Genomic DNA, 16,407 nt, shown 5'->3' on the forward strand with positions numbered 1-16,407 from the left:
TCTATACATCTACTATTCTAGCACGGAGTTCTCTCCGATACCACGCTATAAAAAATCTGCAATTCGCAATTTCATTCCGCCGTTTGCCATGCCCCCCGCCGGTGGGTATAATAAGAACACATCAAGGAGGAGTCAACCATGAATTCGTCAATTTCAACCCGTAAAAAAATTCTCGCATATCTCGCAGACGCCCGGACCCAGGGGGTACCGGTTTCCGGTGCCGCATTGGCTTCCGCTCTCGGAATTTCTCGAAATGCCGTATGGAAGGCCATCCACACCCTTCAGGAGGAAGGATACGATATTCAGAGCATTCAGAGCAAGGGATATATCCTGTCCTCATCCACCGATATTCTTTCCGAAGAACTCATTCAGGGAGACCTTTCCGCATCCGGAATTCCGGAGAACCAACTGCTCTTGCAGGTGCTGGACTCCGTGGATTCCACCAACAATTACTGCCGCACCCTGGATTACGGAGACCCCGCCACCGCCATTCTGGCGGACCGGCAGACCGGCGGCCGAGGGCGCTACGGCCGGACTTTTGAATCCCCGAAGGGTACCGGCATCTACCTCACCTATTCCTTCCGGCCTTATTTCCCTCTTTCCCAGGTCACCCATGTCACCTCCATCGCGGCGGTGCTCACCCACCGGGTGCTGGAAAAAATCAGCGGGGAAAAGCTGGGCATCAAATGGGTTAACGATATCTATAAAGGAAATCTGAAAATCTGCGGCATCCTGACAGAGGGACTGGGCAGCTTGGAAAGCGGCAACTTCGAACGGGTCATCGTGGGCATCGGCATCAACTGCCTGAAGGACAGTTTCCCACCGGAACTGGCGGGGAAAGCCGGATCCCTTACGGAATCTGAACATCCTTCTTTTACCCGGAACCAAATCGCCGCCGTGTTGATTGCCGAACTCCACCGGGCGCTGAACGAACAATCCCATCTGGATACTTCTCGGTATCTGGAGGAGTATCGGAAGAATTGTTTTATCATCGGACGAAATGTTACGGTTTCCGAAACCGGAAAGGAACCGTACACCGCCTATGTGGAAGGGGTGGATTCAGTGTTTCGTCTGCAGGTGAAGACCCCGGAGGAGCACCGCCTCCTTTCCGGCGGGGAAGTTTCCCTGAAATTATAGGGACTGCAATTTCCGGCGTTCGTATACCGCCAGGACTTTGCTCATATTATTTACGAACATTTTGATCAGAAGACGGAGCAGAGCGTCGGATACGCGGTAGAAGTAGAAGACCACCACCTGCTCTTTTTCTGTGCACAGATCCTGAACCGGCCGCATGGTGAGACCCAGCTTGTGGGCCGTCTGGCACACTTCTTCCACCGGGATGTCCGCGTGAATCCGAAGCATGATGGCCAGGCCGGATTTGGAATCGATGGGCTCGATGAAATCCGCCTTGGCCTGGGCGAACATCTTCATGGTGGTTTCCAACTTGCCCGCGTTCATGCGGCGGCACCGTTTGATGTTCCGGGAGTAATATCCCTCCTCCATGTAGATGGCCAGGCACAGCTGTTCCGCTTTGGAGCAGGTCTGGCTGTACCGATCTTTAATCTTTTCGAAAATCTTCGCCAGCTCTTTCGGCAGCACCATGTAGCTGATTTTAATCGCCGCAAAAAGTGTGGATGAGAAGGAGCCCAGATAGATGACCCTTCCGCTCTGGTCCAAGCCCTTCAGGGCCGGAACCGGCTTTCCGAAATAGCGAAGCTCGCTGTCGTAGTCGTCCTCCAGAATGTAGCTGTCGTTGTCCACCGCCCACTTAATCAGTTCGTAGCGGCGGGCAACCGGCATTACCACGCCCGTCGGGAACTGGTTGGACGGATTCACGTATACCAAGCTCTTCATATTGGTCGGCAGCTTCTCCACCATGATTCCTTCTTCATCGATTGGAATCCGGGAAATGTTCAGTCCCTCATCTCGGAAAATTTCCCGAACGGGACCGTATCCCGGCATCTCCGTTGCAGCGTGGGCCACGTTTAATTCCCGCAGAATCCGGATCAACTGAACCGCCAGCTGCTGAGAGCCGGCGCCGATGACAATCTGATTGGAACTGCATTTCACGCCCCGGCGCGCGTACAGGTATTTGGCGATTTCGTACCGAAGAGCCTGTTCTCCCTGCACGTCGCCCTGGGTCTGCAGCATGTTGGAATGCTCGTTGAACACCTTGTTCATGCACTTCTTCCATTTGGAGAATTCGAAGCTCTCTTCGTCGTAAATCAGGGATTTGTCCCGCACGTTCTTGGAATCGTCCATGGGAAGGATGCTTTCCAAGGACTCCTCTTTGAACTCCGTTTTCAGATCGCTCACCACCTCGGCGATATGGTCGCTCACGTAATAGCCGGATTTCGGACGGCTCTCGATGTAGCCTTCCACCAGAAGCTGGTTGTATGCGGTCTCCACCGTAGTCACGCTGATGGCATTATCCTTTGCAAAACGACGCAGCGACGGAATCTTGGTGCCCGGTGAAATCTCGCCGGAAAGAATCCGTTCTTTAAACTGATTATAAATCTGTACGTATAGATTGATCTCCAAACTGTCATCTAAGTTCAGTACAATATCCTTCATTTCCCCTCTTATCTCCTATCTGTTCATATTAAAAAATGCTAAATTGCATATTTTTCAAATTACACAACAATGTTATTATATATCTATTGTTTTAGTAAATCAATAAAATATCACAAGGGGGATTACTTATGAATACAAACGAACGAATGAATTCCACATCCTTGCTGGTGCTGACGGCACTGATTACCGCCATGGGCACCATCGCCACCATGTTCTTCAAAGTTCCGGTGGGCACCGGTTACATCCATCTGGGTGACACCATGGTCTTGCTGGCTGCCATGCTTCTGCCGAGAAAACATGCCATCTTCGCCGGTTCGGTGGGCCTCTGCCTGGCGGATATCCTCAGCGGATATGCGGTATGGGCACCGTGGTCGTTCTTTATCAAGCTGGTGATGGTGGTAATCATGCAGAAGGCGCTGGCCACCGCTATGGAAAAAAGCGATAACAACCGCCACATCCTGGGTGTTCCGGTTCCGGAAATGATTGGATTTGTTGTTGCCGCCGTGTGGACCGTTACCGGATACTACATCGCCGAAGGCATCATCTACGGAAACTGGACCGCTCCGATGCTGGGCGTTCCGTTCAACGCGCTTCAGGTTGCAGTGGGTGCCGTTCTGGCCGTTCTGATTTCTCAGATGCTGGGCCGTACCGGATTCGCCGCATCCTTCAGCTATCACAGAAAATAGTTGATTCTTCACGAACATTTACGGGATAGTTATTAAGCTATCCCGTTTTTGTTGGGTTTCCGCCGGCAGGACGTGGTGCTTCACTCCCCGCTAACCCTTATTCCTTCGTCGCCGGGCACCACGGCTTCCGGACTCGACGGAGTTTCAACAATGAAAGAAACAGGCAAACAATAACTGAATGATAAATTCGGTTATTACCTGCCTGTTTCTTTTGTGTTTGGAGCTGTCTTATTTGTTGTTAATGCGACAGTCCCCTTATTGTTGTATCAAAATCTCCAAGAAAAAGTAGAAAGTCCCTTTGGAGTGGGCTATTCTGCCTCGAAATCCATTCCCTCAGTGGTGGATGTTTTGTTATCTTTTCCGTAGAATGCGGCTTCGATGCCCTTCTGGCTGTCGATGAATTTCTTGGCTGCTTTGGTACCTTTCATGAGGCAAATGGTGCTCATGGCGTCGGTGTCCATGGAGGAATTCTTCACGGTAACCAGACTTACCGCCTCCAGATCCGTATCCACCGGATATCCGGTCTTCGGGCTGAGGATGTGGTGATAGCGCTTTCCCTTGTATTCGAACTGGCGCTCGTAGATGCCGGAGGTAACCACCGTTCCCTCACCGATGTGGGTGCGGCCGATGATTTCCTGACGATCGGAGAACGGCTTCTCAATGCCGATGGTGTACTTCGAGCCGTCCGGTTTCGTGCCGACGGTAACAATATTGCCTCCCAGGTTGATGACCGCGGAGGTCACGCCTTCTTTCTTCAGCACCTTGCGCATCTCATCTCCCACGTATCCCTTAGCGATGCCGCCCAGATCGATTTTTGCTTCCGGGTCCAGCAGGCGGATTCGATTTCCGTCCACCTCCACGTTTCGATAGTTCACGTGCCGGAGCGCCTCCTGCAGCTTGGCTTCATCCGGCAGCTTCGGCTTGTCCGCATGGAAATCCCAGAGGTCCGTCACCCTTCCGATAGTGATGTCGAAAGCACCGCCGGACAGCTTGCCGTAACGGAGACCTTCTTTTATGACGGTTGCCGCATCCTTTCCCACCATCACCCAGGCACCGCCGGAACGGTTCACCTTGGTCACATCGCTGGAGTCGGTCTTGTTGCTCAGCAGCTTGTCCAGCTCGCGGCAGCGGTCGTAGGCTTTCGTGATGGCCGCATTGGCCTTGTCTTCGTCCAGGCCGCCGTCGATCTGATAGACCGAAACGCTGCAGGTGGTATCCAGAAAATAATTATCCCGGGTGACCGGTTCAATATCCGAGTTACTATTGCATCCGGTCTGTGTTATAATAATTAGGAGTGTGGCCAGAAGCGCCACGCCTTTCATTTTTTTTACGATATAATGGGTCACGGGTTATCCTTTCTGTTGCCTTTATATAAATAATAATTACGAAGGAGTTCTATGTTCAAAGGAATCATACGCAAAGCGGATATCCTTCTGGCCGGAGTGCTCATCCTGACGGGGGTGGCGGCATCTCTATGGATTTCGCAATTCGATACGTCCGGAAGCCGGGTCATCATAAAAACAGACGGCAAGGTATACGGCAGTTATTCCATTTCCGAGGACCGCACCGTTACGGTGAAGCAGGGGAAGAAAACCAACACGGTTCGAATTCACAACGGGGAGGTTTCCGTTACCCACGCAAGCTGTCACAACCAGGTATGCGTCAAGCATAAGGCCATTCATACCACCGGGGAGAGCATCATCTGCCTGCCGAACAAAATGGTGGTTCAGATTCAGGGAAAAGGAGGCGATGAATACGATGCCATTTCCAGCTAAATCAAAAGGAACAACGTCTCGCCGCACCGCCGATTCCCGAACCGGCAACGTAGCCACCATCGCTCTGCTGGCCGCACTGGCGCTGATATTTTCCTACGTGGAAGCTATTATACCATATAATCCGGGTGTCCCGGGCATTAAACTTGGAATTGCCAACATCGTCGCACTGGTAGCGCTGTATCAACTTTCCGCGAAACATGCCGCAGCGGTAAACGTCATTCGAATTCTCATCGCCGGTCTTCTTTTCAACGGTGTCTTCGGCGCCCTCTATTCTCTGGGCGGTGCGGCCATTAGCCTTCTTGGAATGGTTGCCCTGAAGAAGACCGACCAATTCAGCATCGCCGGAATCAGCATGGCCGGAGGCGTGCTGCACAACATGGGGCAGCTTCTGGTGGCCGCCCTTCTGCTTCAGGACAGTCAAATTTTCCTGTATTTTCCGGTGCTTCTATTCTCCGGAATGATTGCGGGCATCGTCATCGGCCTGGGTGCGGCAGTAATCTGCCGCCGACTGGAACACCTTTAGATAAGTGGGTTTACACAGTTTATGCTCGCCCGTATTATATTTTTTAGTTGTTAAACACAATTATTTAAAATTTATAATGGGTATATTTAGGATTTTTGTTGACTTATCCAATGGAATGTTTCATAATACTAATTGTAATTCACCAATTACTCGTGCTTTTCGATTGAGACAGGTCTTTTTTTCTTCTCCTTTACCTTACCTGTTTCCTGTTTCGATCTTAGATAAAAGTAACAGCACATGACATTACAGAAAGAGCCTGCAGCAACGGGATATGCTGCAGGCTCTTTTATTTTTTTATTCCGTTCACATCGGTCCCTTGCGAAATCCTCGATATGAAAGGACGACAGTCGGAACCAGCAAAAAATCTGAATTCAGCCGGCAATCGATAAATTGATTTTTGTCTATTTCACGGTCATTTTTTCCACCAACGCAAAGTTCTGAAACAGATACGCGATTTTATATCTTCGCAATCTCTCGCTTTTCCCGTAAATGCAAATAAAGTCCCCCGGACAGATTTCCATATTGATTCCGTCCAGAATTTTTCTGCTGCCATAAGCTTTCTCGATGTCCTTTAATATGATTTGCGCTGAATTTTCATGCATTTAGCAGCCCTCCTTCAGTCTCTCCCCGATATTATTCTTGCTGCGTCCCAGCTTTATGATTTCACCGATAAACATCCCGAAACCAATCCCGTATGTAATCCCGCTTTTGAGAAGTCTTTTTCCGTGAACGTTCATGAACCCGTATCCCAGCAGATACGACACATCCAGCCTTCTTCCGTGGTGGTATAAATACGACTCCACATCAATTTTTACGACGAATGCGATAATCAACATCAACAGCATAAAAGCAATCGCGTTTACGGCCGCCTCTGTCCGTATTTCTTCAATCTGAAACATCACATCGTCGTACACGCTGCTGATCCATAAAACATATGGATCGGCCTGCGTTTGAGCAATTATGCGTTTCAGCTCGCCGTACGCATTGGCGGAATTCTTTACATGGGGACGGAAGTATCCTTTTACCAGGGACGGCAGCTTTATGCTTCCGGTCGGTTTCAGTCTGCCTCCGTCCACCAGGATGAGCGTGTAATCTTGAAGCCGTGCCTCTTCCAAACGCATGGAAGAATCACAGGTCATAAAACTCTGGTCATCTTTTATTGGCACGAGTTTTACGGCTGAGGCTTTTTTCTTGTTCGATTCATCTCGCTGTGTTTCTTTCATCTTTTCGATATCGTCTTCTGTCGGTTTGCTTTTCTCCGGGTACAGAATCAGCCATTCATCGTCGCGAAGGGTTGGAATGTTTAGTTTCTTATCATCCGGTGCCGCCCCGACCGCCAGGTATACGCTCTTCGTCGCCGAAAGGAAGCCGCGGACCGTTTGCAGCTGCATGACATACATCAGCGCTCCGCTGATGATCGGAACCGCAATCAGCAGCGGTGGAATCACCAATCTTGCGGCTTTGGTTGCTGCGAAATGGGTGATCTTCCAGCCGATCAGCCCGGCAACGGCGAGCTCTTTCGTCAGCTGCCCATTGTATATCCGCATAGCAGAAGAGAATTGCAGCGACCATAATTGCCGGAATGGTTAGATATAAAAACAGTTGGTTTTCAGTTGTATCGCTAGCTACAGTTTCCGAAGAATCTACGGTTGCCTGCACTCCCATGTTCTCGTCACCGGTCAGTTCTTTCAGAAACGCTTCCGTATCTTCTTTCGTCCCGCGAAAATAGTAATCGCCGTTAAAGTTATTGCTGTTGATTTTCGAAAACGGCAATAGGCTTACTTCCTTCGAAGTGAGGAATGTCGCCCCCTTCGCATTCTTGAATTCGTTCGTCCCGTGAATATTTCTTTGAAAAGAAATATTCGGAAATGCCTTTTCAAACCATGCCGCTTCGTTTAAATAGACAAATCTCGAAATCTGCTGCCTCTCATTCCGCTGATTCCGTGGAATACGCCGAACCTTAATAAAATTCATGTTATGCTTTTAAGCCAGTTCCTGCCGCTTTGTCCTATTGTTTTGCGTCGGTGCCGGTGATGAAATAATGTTGATTGTGGTATCAAACTCATTCGTAAAGGTCTTCAGAAACATATCATCTTGGTTGCATGAAACCCCAAAGGCGACGGTTACGATGAGAATCACCAGCATTGTCTGTATTATCTTTTTCATGTGTCGCTACCATTTAACTTAGGGCTCCGCAAAAAAATACCGAGCCCCAGATCCTTTATTGTTCAACGGATTGTTACTTCACATCTGCCCATGCTTTGTTTCCGGTTTTCGCTTTCTCCCAAGATGCAGCTGCCTGCTTTCCTTTTCCGACCCATCCGGAGTAGGAATACTTACCACCCGCTCCTTTTACGGTCGTTTTATGTGTCTTCTTAGAGTGGTTGTATTTGGACCACACGTGTTTCGAGTTCACACCGTGCCTCCACTTTCCGCCATAAAAATCCTTCCATCCGCTGTCATAGGATCCCTCTCTTGCAAGATTCTCACTGTCAATGGTCACTTTGTAACCGAGTCCTTCTACATATGTGCACCCCAACGTGTCGCTTGCCGGGTTATCCAAATCCACTTCATATCCGAGTTCCGGATCGTACAGCATATCCTGTGGCGGTACATCCGACGATGACACATCCTGCGGCGCATCCGCAAATACCCCCACCGAGGCCATCAGCATTAACACACTTACCATCGTTACCGTAATAATTTTCTTAAACATATCTTCCCCCTTGTTTTCACATTGATTACGAACCGGTTCTATAAGGTTTAACGAGTGGGATACAAAAAGGATAGTCTAAAAATAAAAGAATGTAGATTTTTTCTCTGCCGCCGGCAGAGGACGCCCGGCGCCCGATGCGAACTTGGTGCATGAAAAGTCGCTACCCCTTGTTCTTTCGTTTCCTTTGCACCAAGTTCTCGTAAGGATTCCGCCGGCGCCCGGCGCGGACTTGGTGCACGAAAAACCGCTAGCCCTTGTGCTTCCGTTTCCTTTGCACCAAGTTCCCGTGAGGATTTCGCCGGCGCCCGGCGCGAACTTGGTGCACGAAAAACCGCTAGCCCTTGTTCTTCCGTTTCCTTTGCACCAAGTTCCCGAGGGGATTCCGCCGGCGCCCGATGCGGACTTGGTGCACGAAATGCTGCTAGCCCTTGTTCTTCCGTTTCCTTTGCACCAAGTTTCCGAGTGGATTTCGCCGGCGCCCGATGCGAACTTGGTGCATGAAAAGTCGCTACCCCTTGTTCTTTCGTTTCCTTTGCACCAAGTTCTCGAGGAAATTCCGCCGGCGCCCGATGCGGACTTGGTGCACGAAATGCTGCTAGCCCTTGTTCTTCCGTTTCCTTTGCACCAAGTTCTCGTGAAGATTTCGCAGGCGCCCGGCGCGAACTTGGTGCTCAATTTGTAAAAGCCTCCACTACTATGGATACATTATAAAAGCAGTCTCTAATTCGGGCTGCTTTCAAGAAATCGGTAGAAATTGACGACGAACCCCTCCTCCCCGCGCTTTCGTCGTCAATTCCCCCGCGTCCGCTTGGTAGATTAGAGTTAAATGCCCAAAGGAGGGGGTAGGATAAAGTCTTGGAATCAGAAAATCTGGGTTGTAAGAAGTGATTTCAGGCCTGGGTTCGACTTTCATTAGTGCTCCATACGTGAAGAAATTATTAGATTGACGACAGTTTGTCCGAAACAAAGGGACTGTCGTCAATTTCCGGGGATGCAGAATGCAGATTAGAGCAGGAGGCATGAGGAGCAGATTAGAATTGACGACGAACGGCGGAAATGTGTGAGTTCGTCGTCAATTCTTTTCCATTTGAAATAATAATGATGGGGACTGCTGCACGAAGGGCGGGGGAACCTTTCGTGCAGCAGTTTTTAGACAAGCACAGCCGGGCCGTGTTGGCGTTCCCTTCCCCGTTGCGCCTTATTTCTTCGTCGGGTCACGCCAACGCGGTCCCACTTTTCCCGGGCGGACGCCGCCTTTGTTTGCGCCGCCCTCCCCGCTACGCCTTATTCCTCCGTCAGGCCACGCCAACACGACCGGAAATTTCCCGGGCGGACGTCGCCTTTGTTGGCGTCTCCCTCCCCGCTACGCCTTATCCCTTCGCCTCGCGACGCCAACACCATCCGGATTTTCCCGGGCGGACGTCGCCTTTGTTGGCGTCTCCCTCCCCGCTACGCCTTATTCCTCCGTCGGGCCACGCCAACGCGGTCCCACTTTTCCCGGGCGGACGCCGCCTTTGTTTGCGCCGCCCTCCCCGCTGCGCCTTATTTCTTCGCCTCGCCACGCCAACACGACCGGAAATTTCCCGGGCGGACTCCGCCTTTGTTGGCGCCCCCCTACCCGCTGCGCCTTGTTTCTTCGCCTCGCCACGCCAACACGACCGGAAATATCCTGACATGTTGGCGTATTTGGGTGCTCGAAAATAAAAAAGCGGGATAGTCTCCAATAACTATCCCGCAAGTATTCGCAAAGTGCTCCTTGTCCCTCAAGTATTCGCGAAGCGCTTCTTATTCCCAATTCCACTGCGCCAGTACCTCGGGAAGTTCCCGGATATCCGAAAGCAGGGCGTCCGCGCCCTCCAGCTCTTCTCGGGTTCCGAATCCGTATTCGCATCCCACAAATGGGATGTGGTGAACCACCGATACCTGTCGATCCGAGGCACGGTCTCCCACCATGCAGAAGCCTCCCGGGAATTTCTTGCGAATCTCCGGGAAGATTTCCTCTTTGGGGCAGAAGCCGTAGGCACCGCTGCAGTAAAAGCCTTCCATCCGGCGGTCCAGCCGGAAATGCTCTCGCTGGGCTTCCATGTAGGGAACCTTGCAGTTGGACAGAATCACCGAATGGTATCCGGACTCCGCCAGTTGCCGCAGAACCTCCGGCACGCCGGGGTACAGTCTGGCTCGGCCCGCCCGGATTTTCCGAATCATCTGTTCGCCGGTTTGCCGAGAACATTCTTCCTTAATTTCCGCCGGAAGCGACGGCATGAAATCGTTCCACATATCCCGGGCATTCACCCCCAGATATCTCGCCAGCCGGTCGTCCGATTGATCTGCCGGCACGGAATACCCCTGTTCCTCTAACCACGAAAGGGTTTGGCGAAGGGCGGCACCGTACAGCGCTTTCGTATCGTGCAGGGTGCCGTCCCAATCGAAAATAACCGTTTGGATTTTCATGGCTTTCAAATTAACCCCGGATCACTTTTTCCAGGTTCACCATCTCGATTGCGGAAAGCGCGCAGTCATAGCCCTTGTTTCCGGCCTTGGATCCGGCTCTTTCGATGGCCTGCTCGATGTTCTCGGTGGTGATGATGCCAAAGAGTACCGGAACACCGGACTTCAGGCTCACCTGTGCAATGCCCTTCGCGGACTCGTTGGTAACCAGCTCATAGTGAGAAGTGGCACCGCGGATAACCGCACCGACACAGATTACCGCATCGTATTTACCGGATTCCGCCATCTTCTGTGCCATCAGCGGAACTTCGAATGCGCCCGGTACCCAAGCCGCATCGATATTGCTCTCCTCCACGCCGTGACGAACCAGGCCGTCCACCGCACCGTCCAACAGCTTCTGTACGATAAAGCTGTTGAAACGGGAAGCGATAATGCCTACCTTCATTCCTTCCGGTGCAACGACTTTTCCTTCTAACAGATTAATTGCCATTTCTTTTTCCTCCTACTTTTATCCGTGCCGTCTTCGACACCCTTTGCAATTTGTTTTTGTATTTTCCCCGGACGCGTCGGGGCGCCCGAATTTGTTTTTACCGAAAATTACTTATCGAACTTGATCTGCTCGAACACGTGGCCCATTTTGTCCTTCTTGGTGCGGAGATAGAACTCGTCGTATTTTCCCGGCTGAATCTCGATCGGCACCCGCTGGGTAATCTTGAAGTCGAAACCTTCCAGACCGTAGATTTTGCTCGGGTTGTTGGTCATGAGGCGGATGGATTTCACGCCCAGGTCCTGCAGCATCTGCGCACCGGACCAGTACTCCCGCAGATCCGGCTCAAAACCCAGTTCCACGTTGGCTTCCACCGTGTCTCGACCGTGTTCCTGCAGCTCGTACGCCTTCAGCTTGTTGATCAGGCCAATGCCCCGGCCTTCCTGGCGCATGTACAGAATCACGCCTCGGCCCTCTTCCTGAACCATTTTCATCGCGGTGTGCAGCTGATCGCCGCAATCGCAGCGGGCGGACCCGAACACATCGCCGGTAAGGCATTCCGAGTGCACCCGGCACAGCACGTCCTCGCCGTCCCGGATGTCGCCGCACACCAGCGCCACATGGTGTTCGCCGGTGATGTCGTTCACATATCCCTTAATCCGGAATTCGCCGTACACGGTTGGCAGCTTGGCGTTTGCCACGCAGTTCATGTGCTTCTCGTAACGGCGGATGTAGTCCTGCAGGTCTTTGATGGTGATAAAACAAATATCATATTCTTCCGACATCTTCTGGAGTTCCGGCGCCCGCATCATGGTGCCGTCTTCTCTCATCACCTCGCAGCAAAGGCCCACTTCTTTCAGTCCGGCCAGTCTCATCAGGTCCACCGTCGCTTCGGTATGTCCGTTCCGAACCAGCACACCGCCGTGACGTGCCACCAGCGGGAACACGTGTCCCGGTCTTCTCAAATCGTTCGGCTGAGTCTCCGGATCCGTCAGCATCCGGCAGGTATACCCTCTCTCCTCCGCGGAGATTCCGGTGGTGGTATTTACGTGGTCGACGGATACGGTAAAAGCAGTGCAATGGTTGTCGGTATTTTCCGATACCATCTGCGGCAGGTTCAGTCGGTGGGCGAAATCCACCGACATCGGCGTGCAAATCAGGCCTTTGGCATGGGTCGCCATGAAGTTCACGTTCTCCGTGGTAGCGTGCTCCGCCGCACAGATCAGATCTCCTTCATTCTCCCGATCCGGATCGTCGGTGCAGAGAATCAGTTTTCCGGCTCTCAGCGCCTCCAGCGCTTCTTCCACTGTGTTGTATTTAAAACTCATTGCAATAGTCCTCCCTTGCTTTTTTGTTTGCTTTATTTCACGGGCGAATCGCCCGCCTTTTCCTATTCTAAAATCCGTTTTCCGCCAGGAATTCCCAGGTCACTTTGCTTTCCGGGGCTTCTTCCGGTGCCGGATTCGTCAGCAACCGCTGTACGTATTTTCCGATAATATCGTTTTCCAGATTCACCACATCTCCGGCCTTCTTTCCCAGAAGGATGGTTTCGCTCCCGGTATGGGGAATGATGGATACTTGGAAGCTGTCCGAGTCCAGGGCGGCCACCGTCAGGCTGATGCCGTCGATGGTGATGGATCCCTTCTCCACAATCAGGCGCAGGATTTCCGGCGTGGTTCCGATTCGAACCCAGACCGCATTTCCTTCCTTGCGCTGTTCCACAATCCGACCGGTTCCGTCGATATGCCCGGATACCAGGTGACCGCCGAACCGTCCGTCCGCCGCCATGGCTCTCTCCAGGTCCACGGGATCCCCCGGTTTCAGCTGACCCAGATTGGTGCGCCGCAGGGTTTCCGGCATCACATCCGCAGTAAAACCATCTCCCGTCATTCGGGTGACGGTCAGACACACCCCGTTTACCGCAATGCTGTCTCCCAGCTGCGTGCCTTCCAGTACCTTGGATGCCTGCAGGTGAATCTCTCCGGATTGGCTTCCCATGCGAACGCCCTGCATGGTTCCCACTTCTTCTACTATTCCGGTGAACATTCCGTCTCTCCTTCCACATCGTATTCCAGCAGCATGTCGTTCAGCAGCACGGTAATCTTAGCCAGCCGCAGCTTTGCGCATTCCTGCGGAAGGCGGATGCCCGACCCTTCCACCGGTGTCTTGGCATCCTCGCCGCCAAAGATTTTCGGTGCGATGTACGCGTATACGTGATGAACGATATGTGCTTTTAGGACGGCTTCATTGACCGTGCCTCCCCCTTCTATCAGGACGGAGTCGATCTTCTCTTCTCCCAGCCGCTGCATGAGCACGTTCAAATCCGGATGGCCGTTCTTCTCCGGAAGGGTCCAGACCTTGGCCCCGGCTTCTTCCAGCTTCTGAATTCGGTTTGTCCCTTCTTCCCGGTCCCGGGTGCTCTCATTGCACACGATCAGCAGCGGATACTCCTTCGCACTGCGAACCAGCCGGCTGCCCATTGGAATCCGCAGGTGGCTGTCCAGAATAATCCGCAGCGGCTGATGGGCTCCGTCGATTCGGCAGTTCAGCATCGGGTCGTCCGCCAGCACCGTGCCGATGCCCGCCAGGATTCCCGCATATCGGCCGCGTAGCTGATGCACGTGATTCCGGGCCGCTTCCCCCGTAATCCATTTGGAGGCGCCGGTTCGAGTCGCGATTTTTCCATCCAGCGTCATGGCAAATTTCAGAACGACGTACGGCGTCTTGGTGGTGATGTAGTGGAAAAACACCGGATTCAAGGCATCGCAGGCCTCTCGCATGTAGTCCTCCACCACGTTGATTCCGTGCTCCCGAAGAATCCGAGCCCCTTTGCCCGCCACCTTCGGATTCGGATCTCGAGATCCGATAACCACCTTGGCGATTTTCTTTTCGATGATAATCTCCGTGCAAGGCGGCGTCTTTCCGTAATGGCAGCAAGGCTCCAGCGTCACGTACAGAGTTGCGCCCGCCGGATCTTCAGTGCAGGCCGCCAGCGCATTTCGCTCCGCGTGAAGTTCGCCGTATTTCCGATGATATCCCTCACCAATCACTCGACCGTTCTTCACCACCACTGCGCCTACCAACGGGTTGGGAGCCGTCCAGCCCACCCCTTGCTTCGCCAGTTCAATGGCTCGTTTCATGAATTGTTCTTCTGCCATAGCCGTCCCTCTTTTCTCAAAAACCATATAAAGCCCCGCATCCCTATCGACACGAGGCTTTCTTCTCCCAATCAGTCAAATATATAAACCCCGGAACCATCGTCCCGGGGTCGCATGCTCTGACCATCTTCTTTCATCCAGACTATACTGTCGGCTTCGGAATCTCACCGAATCATGCGGTTTTCCGGAACTCCGTCCCTCGGAAAACGCTCGCGGGCTGTACCGCCGGTGGGGAATTGCGCCCCGCCCCGAAGATTTTAAATTGCCATTGTTATTATACTACATCCCGGCCAAAAGTAAAGATTGTATTTTCCTTACGGATGACAATTTCCGCAGGGGCTGTACCCCTCTGCAATCAGCTGTTTCCGGGACTCCTTGGTGGTCACGGTATTCCGCTCGCTCATCTGCTTCACGGAATAGCAGGATGGGTAGTGGAATTTTCCCGTGTTGGTGTTCACGATGTATTTGGTGCCCTGCCCCTTCTTCACCGTATGCTTCTGCAGCTTCTTGGAGGAATACGTCGTGCCGTTCTTCCGGGTGCGGTATCCGCTCTTATCTCCGGAGATGGTGGATTTGCTCTCCCCGGTGGCATAGTCGATCTTAATCTTCGGCTGCACGTTGTAGCAGTAGACGTTAAAAGAAATTCCGCGCCCGCCGTCTTCCACCGACAAAGCTTCCATGTGGACGCCTCGGGCGACGGCTTCATCTCCCTTAAAAACAGGTGTCACGCGGTACATCACATGGTTTCCGGTGGACCGAAGGTATTCGGCCACTTTCGATTCGAAAGGCTCCATCCCTTCCACATTCATGTACCGAGTGCCGGTAATCAGATTGCGGGCCACCGCATCGTTTCCCGTCAGCTGCCAGCCGATTAGGTGGCAGCGGTTGTACAGGCTTCCGCCGGAGACGCTTCGGTACTGTACACTGTGCCATCCCGTGGGATGGATCTCGCTGATGGATCCTCGCTGCTGACCGTCTTTCGGCATGATCTCCCGCCCCAGGCAGGCCAGAGTGCCGGTGCACCGTCCCAGACGGTCCAAATCTCCCAGTCGCTCGTAGGCCTTCTTCGAGATTTCCGATTTGCGAAATTCCGGCTTCCCCCCGTTCAGCTCCCGGTAGGGCTGTCCGGAATAATTCGGTACAGTTTTCCGGATGCTCTTGTCCGACAGGTTCTTGGGAGACAGGCCGCCGGATTTGTATCCGGCCTTGGCCACGCCGGCCTCCGCGTGAATGCCCTTGGATTGAATGAGGTTCTGAATTTCATCTCCCTTATGGGCGAAGAGGATGCCGGCGGCGGCAATTAAAATCACCGCCAGGGTGAGAATCCGCTTCCGGTTGGCACACCGTCCGTCTTCGCCGGGGCCGGGTGTTTTTTTATTCGGTTTTTTTGTGGTATGGTTTGCACTCATGTTCACAGTGTCCTTTTTTATTGTATTTTAAGTTTATTATACCATACGCTCAAAACAAAAATCCCGGTCATCGGGCCGGGATTTTTGCTTATTCACCATTTAATCTTCCATCAGCTTGCCTGTCGGGCTCATGCTGGAAGGGGTATACTTGCCGTTCTCATCCGCCTTGAACAACACGTGCAGGCGAGAATTCTCATCCGGGCCCGGGAAGTCCACCACCAGGTAACCTTCTCCCCAGCTTTCAGTGGAGTCCTCGTCCTCCACATACTTCACGCCCAGAAACTGTTCCATTTCTTCCGGCGTCAGTTCATACCACTTGGTTTCCCGCAGCTTGTCGTACTGCTCCTTGGTCACGGTTGCGTTTGGATCGATGCCGTCGTCTTTTTTCTTATCTTCTCCACCCCCGCAGGCGGCCACTGAGAAGCACATCATCAAAGACATCACCACCGTCATTATTTTCTTTTTCATATCTCTCACCATCTCTCGAAATGATCCTTTCGAATCTCGGGTGCGATAACGGTTTTGTGTAAAACATACGAAGTACTTCTTGCTTGTGAGAGTATTTTACCAAGTTCACGCCGGCGGAACATCACCCGAAAGGGTATTTTTCGGGGTCTTCCCTTTTTCGCGC

Annotated in this window: 18 protein-coding genes and 1 riboswitch; of the genes, 5 read left to right on the top strand and 13 right to left on the bottom strand. The window is 52.4% G+C overall.

Annotated elements, in window-relative coordinates; genetic code table 11:
- The first annotated feature begins 138 nt into the window (after positions 1-138).
- Complete coding sequence (locus tag FYJ65_RS06990; RefSeq protein ID WP_154554630.1) at positions 139-1,137, top strand: biotin--[acetyl-CoA-carboxylase] ligase; 999 nt, start codon at positions 139-141, stop codon at positions 1,135-1,137.
- Here the strand turns inward: FYJ65_RS06990 and pdxR are convergent.
- A complete protein-coding gene (gene pdxR, locus FYJ65_RS06995) occupies positions 1,132-2,574 on the bottom strand; it encodes a MocR-like pyridoxine biosynthesis transcription factor PdxR (RefSeq protein WP_154554631.1) in 1,443 nt (480 codons plus the stop codon). The genes FYJ65_RS06990 and pdxR overlap by 6 nt on opposite strands.
- Positions 2,575-2,702: 128 nt before the next feature.
- On the opposite strand from pdxR, the gene FYJ65_RS07000 reads away from it, so the two are divergent.
- Positions 2,703-3,260 (top strand): ECF transporter S component, encoded by a 558-nt coding sequence (locus tag FYJ65_RS07000; RefSeq protein ID WP_154554632.1) that lies wholly within the window; start codon positions 2,703-2,705, stop codon positions 3,258-3,260.
- Between the two features lie 308 nt (positions 3,261-3,568).
- On the opposite strand, the gene FYJ65_RS07005 is transcribed toward FYJ65_RS07000, so the two are convergent.
- Complete coding sequence (locus FYJ65_RS07005; protein ID WP_206157349.1) at positions 3,569-4,606, bottom strand: FAD:protein FMN transferase; 1,038 nt, start codon at positions 4,604-4,606, stop codon at positions 3,569-3,571.
- Positions 4,607-4,657: 51 nt separating this feature from the next.
- Between FYJ65_RS07005 and FYJ65_RS07010 the strand changes: the two genes are divergently transcribed.
- Both FYJ65_RS07010 and FYJ65_RS07015 read left to right on the top strand, forming a co-directional pair.
- Positions 4,658-5,035, top strand: a complete 378-nt coding sequence (locus FYJ65_RS07010; protein WP_154554634.1) for a NusG domain II-containing protein — start codon at positions 4,658-4,660, stop codon at positions 5,033-5,035.
- Positions 5,019-5,558, top strand: a complete 540-nt coding sequence (locus tag FYJ65_RS07015; protein ID WP_154554635.1) for a Gx transporter family protein — start codon at positions 5,019-5,021, stop codon at positions 5,556-5,558. The genes FYJ65_RS07010 and FYJ65_RS07015 overlap by 17 nt, the downstream gene beginning before the upstream one ends.
- A 401-nt stretch (positions 5,559-5,959) precedes the next feature.
- Here FYJ65_RS07015 and FYJ65_RS07020 read toward each other — a convergent pair whose 3' ends face one another.
- The 4 genes from FYJ65_RS07020 to FYJ65_RS07035 form a co-directional block, all read right to left on the bottom strand.
- On the bottom strand, positions 5,960-6,160 hold the full coding sequence (locus FYJ65_RS07020) for an ABC transporter ATP-binding protein (RefSeq protein ID WP_154554636.1): 201 nt from the start codon (positions 6,158-6,160) through the stop codon (positions 5,960-5,962).
- Positions 6,161-7,105: a hypothetical protein gene (locus tag FYJ65_RS07025; RefSeq protein WP_154554637.1), complete on the bottom strand. Its 945-nt coding sequence runs from the start codon at positions 7,103-7,105 to the stop codon at positions 6,161-6,163.
- A 436-nt stretch (positions 7,106-7,541) separates the two neighbouring features.
- On the bottom strand, positions 7,542-7,724 hold the full coding sequence (locus FYJ65_RS07030) for a hypothetical protein (RefSeq protein ID WP_154554638.1): 183 nt from the start codon (positions 7,722-7,724) through the stop codon (positions 7,542-7,544).
- A 73-nt stretch (positions 7,725-7,797) separates the two neighbouring features.
- The gene (locus tag FYJ65_RS07035) at positions 7,798-8,274 is read right to left on the bottom strand and encodes a lactococcin 972 family bacteriocin (protein ID WP_235898230.1); all 477 of its coding nucleotides are present in this window, start codon (positions 8,272-8,274) and stop codon (positions 7,798-7,800) included.
- 319 nt (positions 8,275-8,593) lie between these two features.
- Here FYJ65_RS07035 and FYJ65_RS09515 point away from each other — a divergent pair, with 319 nt between their 5' ends.
- Positions 8,594-8,956: a hypothetical protein gene (locus FYJ65_RS09515; RefSeq protein ID WP_206157350.1), complete on the top strand. Its 363-nt coding sequence runs from the start codon at positions 8,594-8,596 to the stop codon at positions 8,954-8,956.
- A 1,103-nt stretch (positions 8,957-10,059) separates the two neighbouring features.
- On the opposite strand, the gene FYJ65_RS07040 is transcribed toward FYJ65_RS09515, so the two are convergent.
- The 7 genes from FYJ65_RS07040 to FYJ65_RS07070 all read right to left on the bottom strand — a co-directional run bounded on the left by FYJ65_RS07040 (position 10,060) and on the right by FYJ65_RS07070 (position 16,244).
- Positions 10,060-10,725 (bottom strand): HAD family hydrolase, encoded by a 666-nt coding sequence (locus FYJ65_RS07040; protein WP_154554639.1) that lies wholly within the window; start codon positions 10,723-10,725, stop codon positions 10,060-10,062.
- A gap of 10 nt (positions 10,726-10,735) precedes the next feature.
- A complete protein-coding gene (gene ribH, locus FYJ65_RS07045) occupies positions 10,736-11,212 on the bottom strand; it encodes a 6,7-dimethyl-8-ribityllumazine synthase (RefSeq protein ID WP_154554640.1) in 477 nt (158 codons plus the stop codon).
- Between the two features lie 107 nt (positions 11,213-11,319).
- On the bottom strand, positions 11,320-12,537 hold the full coding sequence (locus FYJ65_RS07050) for a bifunctional 3,4-dihydroxy-2-butanone-4-phosphate synthase/GTP cyclohydrolase II (RefSeq protein ID WP_154554641.1): 1,218 nt from the start codon (positions 12,535-12,537) through the stop codon (positions 11,320-11,322).
- Between the two features lie 67 nt (positions 12,538-12,604).
- Positions 12,605-13,255: a riboflavin synthase gene (gene ribE / locus FYJ65_RS07055; protein ID WP_154554642.1), complete on the bottom strand. Its 651-nt coding sequence runs from the start codon at positions 13,253-13,255 to the stop codon at positions 12,605-12,607.
- A complete protein-coding gene (gene ribD / locus FYJ65_RS07060; protein WP_154554643.1) occupies positions 13,240-14,367 on the bottom strand; it encodes a bifunctional diaminohydroxyphosphoribosylaminopyrimidine deaminase/5-amino-6-(5-phosphoribosylamino)uracil reductase RibD in 1,128 nt (375 codons plus the stop codon). Before ribD ends, ribE begins: the two co-directional genes overlap by 16 nt.
- A 121-nt stretch (positions 14,368-14,488) precedes the next feature.
- A riboswitch (FMN riboswitch) is annotated at positions 14,489-14,627 on the bottom strand.
- 54 nt (positions 14,628-14,681) lie between these two features.
- On the bottom strand, positions 14,682-15,776 hold the full coding sequence (locus FYJ65_RS07065) for a DNA/RNA non-specific endonuclease (RefSeq protein ID WP_154554644.1): 1,095 nt from the start codon (positions 15,774-15,776) through the stop codon (positions 14,682-14,684).
- A 99-nt stretch (positions 15,777-15,875) separates the two neighbouring features.
- The gene (locus FYJ65_RS07070) at positions 15,876-16,244 is read right to left on the bottom strand and encodes a hypothetical protein (protein ID WP_154554645.1); all 369 of its coding nucleotides are present in this window, start codon (positions 16,242-16,244) and stop codon (positions 15,876-15,878) included.
- Between the last annotated feature and the right edge of the window lie 163 nt (positions 16,245-16,407).

Source organism: Mogibacterium kristiansenii (assembly GCF_009695905.1).
GTDB classification, from domain to species: Bacteria; Bacillota; Clostridia; order Peptostreptococcales; family Anaerovoracaceae; genus Mogibacterium_A; species Mogibacterium_A kristiansenii.

Coding starts and splice junctions, on each gene's coding strand:
- FYJ65_RS06990 (WP_154554630.1), top strand. CDS start 139: ATGAATTCGTCAATTTCAACCCGTAAAAAAATTCTCGCATATCTCGCA.
- pdxR (WP_154554631.1), bottom strand. CDS start 2,574: ATGAAGGATATTGTACTGAACTTAGATGACAGTTTGGAGATCAATCTA.
- FYJ65_RS07000 (WP_154554632.1), top strand. CDS start 2,703: ATGAATACAAACGAACGAATGAATTCCACATCCTTGCTGGTGCTGACG.
- FYJ65_RS07010 (WP_154554634.1), top strand. CDS start 4,658: ATGTTCAAAGGAATCATACGCAAAGCGGATATCCTTCTGGCCGGAGTG.
- FYJ65_RS07015 (WP_154554635.1), top strand. CDS start 5,019: ATGCCATTTCCAGCTAAATCAAAAGGAACAACGTCTCGCCGCACCGCC.
- FYJ65_RS07020 (WP_154554636.1), bottom strand. CDS start 6,160: ATGCATGAAAATTCAGCGCAAATCATATTAAAGGACATCGAGAAAGCT.
- FYJ65_RS07025 (WP_154554637.1), bottom strand. CDS start 7,105: ATGCGGATATACAATGGGCAGCTGACGAAAGAGCTCGCCGTTGCCGGG.
- FYJ65_RS07030 (WP_154554638.1), bottom strand. CDS start 7,724: ATGAAAAAGATAATACAGACAATGCTGGTGATTCTCATCGTAACCGTC.
- FYJ65_RS07035 (WP_235898230.1), bottom strand. CDS start 8,274: ATGTTTAAGAAAATTATTACGGTAACGATGGTAAGTGTGTTAATGCTG.
- FYJ65_RS07040 (WP_154554639.1), bottom strand. CDS start 10,725: ATGAAAATCCAAACGGTTATTTTCGATTGGGACGGCACCCTGCACGAT.
- ribH (WP_154554640.1), bottom strand. CDS start 11,212: ATGGCAATTAATCTGTTAGAAGGAAAAGTCGTTGCACCGGAAGGAATG.
- FYJ65_RS07050 (WP_154554641.1), bottom strand. CDS start 12,537: ATGAGTTTTAAATACAACACAGTGGAAGAAGCGCTGGAGGCGCTGAGA.
- ribE (WP_154554642.1), bottom strand. CDS start 13,255: ATGTTCACCGGAATAGTAGAAGAAGTGGGAACCATGCAGGGCGTTCGC.
- ribD (WP_154554643.1), bottom strand. CDS start 14,367: ATGGCAGAAGAACAATTCATGAAACGAGCCATTGAACTGGCGAAGCAA.
- FYJ65_RS07065 (WP_154554644.1), bottom strand. CDS start 15,776: ATGAGTGCAAACCATACCACAAAAAAACCGAATAAAAAAACACCCGGC.
- FYJ65_RS07070 (WP_154554645.1), bottom strand. CDS start 16,244: ATGAAAAAGAAAATAATGACGGTGGTGATGTCTTTGATGATGTGCTTC.